This window comes from Deltaproteobacteria bacterium (genome assembly GCA_029858205.1).
Classification (GTDB): Bacteria; Desulfobacterota; GWC2-55-46; order GWC2-55-46; family DRQE01; genus JAOUFM01.
The window spans coordinates 1-8,776 of sequence record JAOUFM010000023.1; the positions used below are offsets into that span (position 1 = coordinate 1).

The following is an 8,776-nucleotide window of genomic DNA, read 5'->3' on the forward strand; positions in this document are numbered from 1 at the left end:
TTATGTTGTGCTTTTCGAGTATCTGCACGGTGTTTAGCACGGTCATGTACCCGGCCTTTATTTCCAGCACGTCCAATCCCGTGCAGACGTTCTCTTTCACTTCCGATGTGACGCCAAACGGCTCGTCCGTTCTTGTGACCGAGACGAAGATATTTCGCTCATAGATGATGTTCATCGAGACCATGCAGTGTATGATGTGCCTCGATACCATGTGCCAGTTCTTCGTAAAGAAGAGCGCGGTGCCGGGGATGTTCTTGTCCTTGTCGTAAATCTGCTCGTAGGCTGTCGAGAACACTTCTATCTCGAGCGGCATAAGCGACTTATAGAGCGCCCTCGAGCCGTACACCCAGAGAAGTATGGAGATAAAGGGTATCGAGGCAAGGATTAGCGACCAGTACGCGCCGTGGGGCAGTTTGTTCAAGCACGCGAGGAGAAAGACCACGTCGGCAGAGAGAACTATGGTGATTAACGCGAGACGGAGGTACTTCCTTGTCGAGAAGAAGATGGCCCACATGAGTATCGCGCTTATCGTCATCGTGCCGATCGCCGCAAGGCCGTATGCAGCGGCCAGGTTTTCCGAGGCCTTGAAGTGCAGCATCGCGGCTATGACGAGGGTCATAAGCGTCCAGTTCATGAACCCCAAGTATATCTGCGACTTTATGTGAGAGGACGTGTATTGCACTCGCATCATGGGTATTATGCGCGTGTTGATGCATTGATAGGCGATCGAGAAAACGCCGCTTATCATGGCCTGCGATGCGATGATGGTCGCCGTTAGCGTTAGAAGGAGAAACGGTATGTAGGCCCAGTTCAAGTTCGTGTTGACCATGCCAAATAGCACGGTCTTTGTCTCAGGGTGGCCAAGAAGGAACGCGCCCTGGCCAAGGTAGTTTATGACGAGCGCGACGAAGACGAAGTACCACGCGTTCACGATGGACTTTCTCCCCAGATGCCCCATGTCCGCGTACATGGCCTCGGAGCCGGTTGCGCAAAGGATTACCTCCGAGAGCACGATGAACCCGGCTATCTTGTTGTCCATGAGGAACTTTATTGCGTAGTACGGGTTTACTGCGGCCAGGACGTCGGGCCTCTGAACTATCGATATCAGCCCGGTTATAGTGAGGGCTATGAACCAGACTACCATGATGGGGCCAAACATCCTTGCGACAGTGTCAGTGCCCTTGTACTGGAATATGAAGAGGCCGATTGCTATGACTATGGACATTGCGACTATCGAGTTCTGCCCCATGCCCTCGAACACGGGGATGAGGGTTAGGCCCTCGACAGCCGAGAGTATGCTTATTGCCGGGGTGATGACGCCGTCGCCAAGAAGAAGCGACACGCCAAGGTACGACATTACGGTCAGTACCGATACGGTGCGCCCCTTTTTGAGGGTACGCGTTAGAATTTCCCGAAGCACGATGGTGCCGCCTTCGCCCTTGTGGCTAAGGTTGGTGGCAAGGACGGCGTATCCGACGGTTACGAGGATAATAAGGGTCCAGACGATAAGCGAGAGTATGCCGAAGATGTTCGCTTTCGTCGGGGCCGTAATGAGGAATATTACGGTCAGCGTGTATATGGGGCTTGTCCCGATGTCGCCGAAGACGACGCCCATGGACTTCATGACGCCGGAGCCAAACGATGCGGGTTGGTCTTGTCTCATGTCAGGGGTTCCGTTACTCGATTTTATAATGCGATATTTACGCGGCGTAGTCAAGGGTTTTCGGGCAGGGGCGGTGGCGGCTTTTATATTCGGGTGCAGGCCCTCGGCCTGCTATAGGTATCACGCCTGTCCGGCTGCCTTCTTTTCCCTATTGACTACTCCATTTTTGCCTGATATCTTAATAATCTGCTATAGTTAGGCGCTTTTTTCGACATTACAAATAAACGCCCAAAAGGAGGGTTTTTAAAATGGACTGGGGACTTAGAAATCGCTTATCTCGTATCATAAAGCCTGCTACAGGAAAGACCGTTATGCTGGCAATCGACCACGGCTACTTCCTTGGCCCGACAACCGGGCTCGAGGAACCGGCAAAGGTCGCAGCCCCGCTTCTTCCCTATGCCGACACGCTCATGCCCACAAGGGGCGTATTAAGGAACTGCATTGACGCGAATTTCGACATTCCGGTGTGCCTTAGGGTGTCTGGTGGAACGAGCGTATTGAAGGAAGACCTTTCGAACGAAGAGTTGACGGTTTCGCTAAAAGACGCCATACGCCTTAACGTCGCGGCAGTGGCGCTTTCCATATTCGTCGGGTCTCCAAACGAAAAGCAGTCTTTAAAGAACATGGCCGACTTAATCGACGATGCAAACGACTACGGTATGCCGGTGCTTGCCGTAACGGCAGTTGGTAAGGACATGGTAAGGGACGCAAGGTACCTTGCCCTCGCAACACGCATAGCTGGCGAGATGGGCGCGCATTTTGTTAAGACCTACTACTGCGACGACTTCGAAAAGGTCACGAAAACAAGCCCCGTGCCCGTGGTTATTGCAGGAGGCAAGAAAATCCCTGAGAAGGAAGCGCTCGAGCTCTCCTACAAGGCCATACAGGCCGGAGCAGTCGGCGTTGACATGGGCCGTAACATATTCCAGAGCGATAACCCTGTGCCGATGATTAAGACAGTACGCGAGGTTGTGCACGCGGGGCTTAAGCCGGATAAGGCCTTTGATATGTATCAGACCTTGTCAGCCGAAGCAAAGAAAAAGAAGACGGCATAAGCGCGCGGGGGATTCGGGTACATGCCATCGATGAAGGCTGCTGTATACTATAAGAACTCGGATGTAAGGATAGAGGACGTTACGCGCCCCGTTATAAAGGACGGCGAGTTGCTCGTGAAAATCATGGCAAGCGGCATCTGCGGCAGCGACGTCATGGAGTGGTACCGCATAAAGAAGGCGCCAATAGTGCTCGGCCACGAAATAGCTGGCATTGTCGAGGAAGTGGGAGCAGGGGTTGGGAACTTTAAAAAAGGCGACCGCGTGACGGTTGCGCACCATATACCTTGCAACACGTGCCGCCACTGCCTTGCGGGAAATCATTCGGTGTGCGATACGCTAAGGACAACGAACTTCGACCCCGGCGGGTTCTGCGAGTTTGTAAGGGTGCCTGCAATCAATGTCGACAGGGGGGTATATAAGCTCCCGGAGAACGTTTCTTTCGAAGAGGGGACATTTAGCGAGCCGCTTGGCTGCGTAATACGCGGCTTTCGCCTGATGCAGATGAGGCCCGGGGCCTCTATTCTTGTAATCGGTAGCGGCATGTCCGGGCTTCTGCATATAAAGCGTGCGCGTGCGCTCGGCTCGGGGCCAATAACGGCCGTGGATGTGTCGGATGTAAAGCTCGACTTTGCGGTTAAGAGCGGCGCAGACCTTGCCTTGAAGGCAGATGCCGATATTGCAGCAGAGATGCAAAAGAAGTTTGGCCGCATGGCTGATATAGTTGTTCTTTGCACTGCGCATGATAACGCTATAAAGACCGCGCTAAAATGTGTGGAAAGGGCTGGCACGATTATGTTCTTTGCCCCGAAGTCTCCGGGTGAGACATACGCCATGCCGCTTTTTGATTTATGGAAGGATAACATAACGTTTCGTAACACATATGCCTCTACGCCCGTTGACACTGTCGAGGCGCTCGATATGATGGCATCGAAGCGAGTCATGGTGGAGGACATGATAACCCACCGTCTCGCGTTAAAGGACGCTGCCGAGGGCTTCAAGCTCGTTGCAGAGGCAAAGAATTCGGTAAAAGTACTGATAGAGCCGCAGAGGTAGGTCTTATGGCCGGGGTCATGAAGAAAATAGGATTCGTTGCTAAGTTTGGCAATCCGAGGGCGCTTGACCTTTGCGCAGCGCTTGCCGAACTCGTCCATTCGCGCGGCATCGAGGCCTACGGCAGCGCTGAGCTTGTCTCCATGGTAAAGGGGGTAAAGGCCGCCACCGACGATGAAATGAAGCAGAACGTCGAGGCCGTGGTGGTGCTTGGCGGCGACGGCACCATGCTCTACGCAGCCAGGGTGCTAAACGGCAAGAAGGTGCCAATCCTTGGCGCCAACATGGGAGGGCTCGGGTTCCTCACCTCCATACGGGTCGAGGAGATATTTGATTCGGTCGAGCGTCTTATAAGCGGTAACTACGAGACCGAGGAGCGCATGATGCTAAACGTCCGTATCGTGCGCGGCATTAACATACTGGCCGAGCACAACGTTCTTAACGACGTTGTCATCAAAAGCAAGCAGGCGCGGCTCGTTAAGCTCGATACGAGCATCAACAAGGAATACGTAACGACCTTCAGGGCCGACGGCATAATAGTCGCCTCTCCAACCGGCTCGACAGCTTACGCTCTCTCGGCATCGGGCCCCATACTCTACCCGACCATACATTCGATAAGCATTGTTCCTATATGCCCGTTTAACCTCACCAACCGCCCGGTCGTCATACCGGACTGGATGGACGTTGACATTACCATAAAGGAAGGCAACCCCGAGTGCTTTGCGACAATTGACGGCCAGATAGACGTCGATATCACCGCAGGCGACAGGGTGGTTGTAAAGAGGGCGGAGAGCAATGTCTATCTCGTCAAAACCAAGGGCAAGGGCTACTTCGATATCCTTAGGGAGCGCCTGTCATGGGAAGCAAAGAGCAAGTGAAGTAAAGATTAAGTAAGCCGTAAAATCCGCCTGTTTTCTGGTATAATGCCCCCATGCTTCTTGAGCTCAATATCGGCGATTTCGCCATCATAGACGACTTGAACATCGCTTTCACGCCCGGGCTTAATGTTTTTACCGGAGAGACCGGCGCGGGCAAGAGTATTATCATCGGCGCCATAGAGCTCGTGCTCGGCGACAGGGCTTCCGTTGAGATGGTAAGGAGCGGCAAGGAGGAGGCCAGGGTCGAGGCTTTCTTCGATATAAAGGGCGCAAAGCCGGTATCGAGAATCCTCGATGAGAGTGGGCTTCCCAAATACGAACAGGTGCTGATAAGGCGCGTCATCAACAAGAACGGCAGAAACAAGGTCATGGTCAACGACAGCCTTTCGACCATAGTAACGCTTTCGGAAATAGGCAGGCGCTTAATCGACATCTACGGACAGAGCGAGCACCAGTCGCTAACTAGGGTCGAGGAGCACATAGACATGCTTGACCTCTTTGGCAGCCTCGCAAACCTACGCGCAGAGATGAGCGATTCCTACAGGAAGTTCGCCGCAGCCCAGAAGACCTACGATTCCATGATGGAGGGTATTAATAAGGATGCTGCGGACATGGACCTTCTAAGGTTCCAGTCAAAGGAGCTTTCCGATGCGGCGCTGAAATCAGGCGAGGAAGAGGAGCTTAAAAAAGAGCGCGGCCTGCTTGTAAATTCCGAAAAACTCATTACACTTGTAGGAGGGGCCGAGGGCGCGCTTTATTCCTCTAATGAATCCATACTTTCGGCGCTTGGCAATATCGTTAAGTCCATAAAGTCGGCTGCAAAGCTCGACGCAAGGTTGATACAGACAGGTGACAGGTTAGATACCTTGATAATCGAACTTGAGGACTGTGCGTCGTTTTTAAGGGATTATGTGTCGAGGTTGGAGGCAGACCCCGATAGGCTAGATAAGCTCGAGTCCAGGCTCGCGCTGATAGAGAAGCTAAGGAAGAAATACTCGGCACAGACAATCGATGATCTTCTTGAGAAACAAAAAACAGTGGAGGCGCGCCTTTCATCCATAGACACGAACGATGAAAAGCTAAAGGAGGCAGGAAAGGCGCTTGAGAGGGCGAAGGAGGAATGCGCTGTCATAGCCGACTCTCTTAGCGAGGCAAGGCGTAAGCAGGCCGCCGCGTTAAAGACCTCGATAGAAAAGGAACTTTCTGAGCTTGGTATGAAGGGGGCGATTTTCGAGGCGAGTATCGAAACCGACAGAAATGAAGACCAGTCCCCGCGCTTTGGCGAGAAGGGCGCTGACAGAGTGATCTTCCTTATCTCCACAAACCCGGGAGAAGATGTAAAGCCGCTATCGAAGGTGGCATCCGGAGGAGAGCTTTCGAGAATCATGCTTGCGATGAAGGCAGTTACCGCGCTTGGCAAGGTGCCGACCCTTATCTTCGATGAGGTCGATACGGGAGTTGGAGCCCCGATGGCGCAGGTCGTCGGTAAAAAGCTTAAGGCAGTTTCTAAAAAGCACCAGGTTATTTGCATTACGCACATGCCGCAGATAGCAGCTTTTGCAGACACGCATTTTTACGTGTCCAAGACGCAGACAAAGGACGGACGGACCGTTACGCGCGTTAAGAAGCTCGATGACAAGGAACGCATCGAACAGGTTGCCGTGATGCTTGGAGGCGCAAAGCCGACTGACGCGACCATCAAGGCTGCCAAGGAACTTTTCGCTTCTGCAGCCAAATAGAAGAGAGGATACGAAACGGACAATGAAGGACTCGGGGCGCATAAAATCGGTTATGGATAAGGCAATTGAGCAGGCTGTTGCTGCAGTTGACGGCCGCGTTGACGCATACGAGGTCTACGTCGCATTTAACCGAGGCAAAGGGGTCGAGTCCAAGGGGCTAAAGGCCGATTCCATAAAGGTGCGCTCGGGTTTCGGAGTGGGGCTTAGGACCCTAAAGAGCGCGCGCCCGGGGTTTTCGTTTACCACCGTTACAAATGAAGCGGCTATTAAAAAGATGGCCGACGACGCCCTGACAGGGAGCATCGGCGCTTCGGAGGATGAGTTTATCGTATTCCCAAAGGCAGGTTCGGCGCGTGAGGCAGACCTTGGGCTCACGGATGCCTCCTTCGACGACACGACCGATGAGAAGATAATAGACACGGCAGTGTGCATCGAGCGAGAGGCTCGCGATTATGATAAGCGCATAACGCGCGTTCGCAAGGCCTCTTACGGCGAGAACTATGCCTGCGCGAGGCTCGTTAACTCGAGCGGCGTGGACGTATTTAGCGAGGCTACTTTCTACTCAGGCTCGGTCATGGCCGTTGCCGAGGAGGCAGGGATAAGCGAGATGGGCTGGGACGCCGACTTCTCTCATAAGAGGGGTGGCGTTGATTGCGCCTTTGTAGGAAGAAGCGCGGCAGAGAGGGCGGTTGAGATGCTCGGGGCAAAGACCATGGGCACCATTAAGTGCAAGGCCGTGTTCGAAAATACCATTGTGATTGAGTTCCTAGAGGCGCTTTCCTCGTCGTTTCTCGGCGATAACGTCGTAAAGGGCAAGTCCATGCTAAAGGACAAGCTTGGCAAGAAGGTTGCCTCTTCCATTGTGAGCATTTACGACGACGGACTTATGCCGGGCGGCTGGGGCTCTTCGTTATACGATTCTGAAGGAGTGCCGAGGATAAAGACCGCGCTCATAAAGGACGGCATGTGTGAGACCTTTTTATATGACTCGTACTGGGCAAGGCGCGCTGGCAAGGCCTCTACCGGGAGCGCCGGGCGGGGCGGCTTCAAGGGCTCGCCGTATGTCACGACATCGAACCTTTACATGGAAAAAGGCAGCGTGCCTTTTGACGAGCTTCTAAAGGGCATGGGTAAGGGGCTTATCATAAAGTCCATACTCGGCGCGCATACGATAGACTCCGTAAGCGGGGATTTCTCTCTCGGCGCAAGCGGGCTCTGGGTCGAGGACGGCAAGGTTGCCTATCCGGTTCGCGGCATGGCGATAGCCGGAAACCTGATAGAGCTTTTTTCATCTGTTGAGGCCGTTGGCTCTGATATGCGCTTAATGGGCTCTACAGGCGCTCCGAGCGTGCTCGTAGGCTCGATAGAGGCGAGCGGAGCTTAACTTTTTCATGCCTTCGAGACGGGCCGTCATAATAGTCTTCGACAGTCTCGGTATCGGCGAGCTTCCCGATGCCGCCGAGTATAACGACTCCGGCTCAAACACATTATCCAACATTGCAAAGGCAGCAGGGCCGCTTCATCTAAAGACGCTCTCTTCAATGGGGCTTGGCCTGATAGAAGGGGTTAGCGGCATAGAAAAGGCCGCTTTGCCGACTGCTTCCTACGGCCGCATGGCTGAGGCATCAAAAGGCAAGGACACAACGACCGGGCACTGGGAGATGAGCGGCGTTATTTTAGAGAGCCCGCTTTGCACATTTCCAAACGGCTTTCCGGATGAGATACTTGAGCTCTTTAGCGAGGTGACCGGGTACGGCTGGCTCTGGGGCAAGGCTGCATCCGGCACAGAGATAATCGAGAGGCTTGGGGCAGAGCATTTAAAAACCGGCAAGCCAATTGTTTATACCTCTGCTGACAGTGTTTTTCAAGTTGCCGCGCATGAAGATGTTATTTCGACCAAGGCGTTGCATGAACTGTGCGTAAAGATGCGCGCAGCCCTTACTCCCTACGGCATAGGCCGCGTCATAGCAAGGCCGTTTGTGGGCGCTCCCGGCTCATTTAAGCGTACGAAAGCGAGAAAGGATTTCTCTCTTGAGCCTCCGGGGGCTACCATGCTCGATATCCTGAAGGAGAGCGGCAAAGATGTAGTCGGCATCGGTAAGATCCCGGATATCTTCGTGCATAAAGGATTTACAAAAGAGGTTACGGCATCCACCAATGCCGATGTTTTGAAGGCAACGGCTTTAGCGCTTGATACTACCGGCGACGGCCTAATATTTTCCAATCTCGTTGATTTCGACATGCACTACGGCCACCGTAACGATGCTGCCGGATATGCTCGTGCGCTTGAGGCAGCGGACAAAGGCCTCGAAGAAGTAGTGAAAAAACTCGGGCAAGGCGATATAATGTTTATAACGGCTGACCACGGCTGCGACCCGACGACAGATCGGA

Annotated in this window: 7 protein-coding genes; 6 read left to right on the forward strand and 1 reads right to left on the reverse strand. The window is 53.4% G+C overall.

Annotated features, from left to right (window positions below; all coding sequences use genetic code 11):
- The coding region (locus OEV59_10130) for a KUP/HAK/KT family potassium transporter (GenBank protein ID MDH4228084.1) at nt 1-1,663 on the reverse strand (1,663 nt) is incomplete at its 3' end.
- A gap of 248 nt (nt 1,664-1,911) precedes the next feature.
- Between OEV59_10130 and lsrF the strand changes: the two genes are divergently transcribed.
- The 6 genes from lsrF to OEV59_10160 all read left to right on the forward strand — a co-directional run.
- The gene (gene lsrF / locus OEV59_10135; GenBank protein ID MDH4228085.1) at nt 1,912-2,718 is read left to right on the forward strand and encodes a 3-hydroxy-5-phosphonooxypentane-2,4-dione thiolase; all 807 of its coding nucleotides are present in this window, start codon (nt 1,912-1,914) and stop codon (nt 2,716-2,718) included.
- Nucleotides 2,719-2,748: 30 nt separating this feature from the next.
- The gene (locus OEV59_10140) at nt 2,749-3,771 is read left to right on the forward strand and encodes an alcohol dehydrogenase catalytic domain-containing protein (GenBank protein MDH4228086.1); all 1,023 of its coding nucleotides are present in this window, start codon (nt 2,749-2,751) and stop codon (nt 3,769-3,771) included.
- Between the two features lie 5 nt (nt 3,772-3,776).
- Entirely contained in the window at nt 3,777-4,646 is an 870-nt protein-coding gene (locus tag OEV59_10145) for an NAD(+)/NADH kinase (GenBank protein ID MDH4228087.1), read from the forward strand.
- A 53-nt stretch (nt 4,647-4,699) separates the two neighbouring features.
- Nucleotides 4,700-6,385, forward strand: coding sequence for a DNA repair protein RecN (recN, locus tag OEV59_10150; GenBank protein ID MDH4228088.1), 1,686 nt, complete (start codon nt 4,700-4,702; stop codon nt 6,383-6,385).
- A gap of 22 nt (nt 6,386-6,407) precedes the next feature.
- Nucleotides 6,408-7,769, forward strand: coding sequence for a TldD/PmbA family protein (locus OEV59_10155; protein ID MDH4228089.1), 1,362 nt, complete (start codon nt 6,408-6,410; stop codon nt 7,767-7,769).
- 7 nt (nt 7,770-7,776) lie between these two features.
- On the forward strand, nt 7,777-8,776 hold a 1,000-nt coding region (locus OEV59_10160; protein MDH4228090.1), incomplete at its 3' end, for a phosphopentomutase.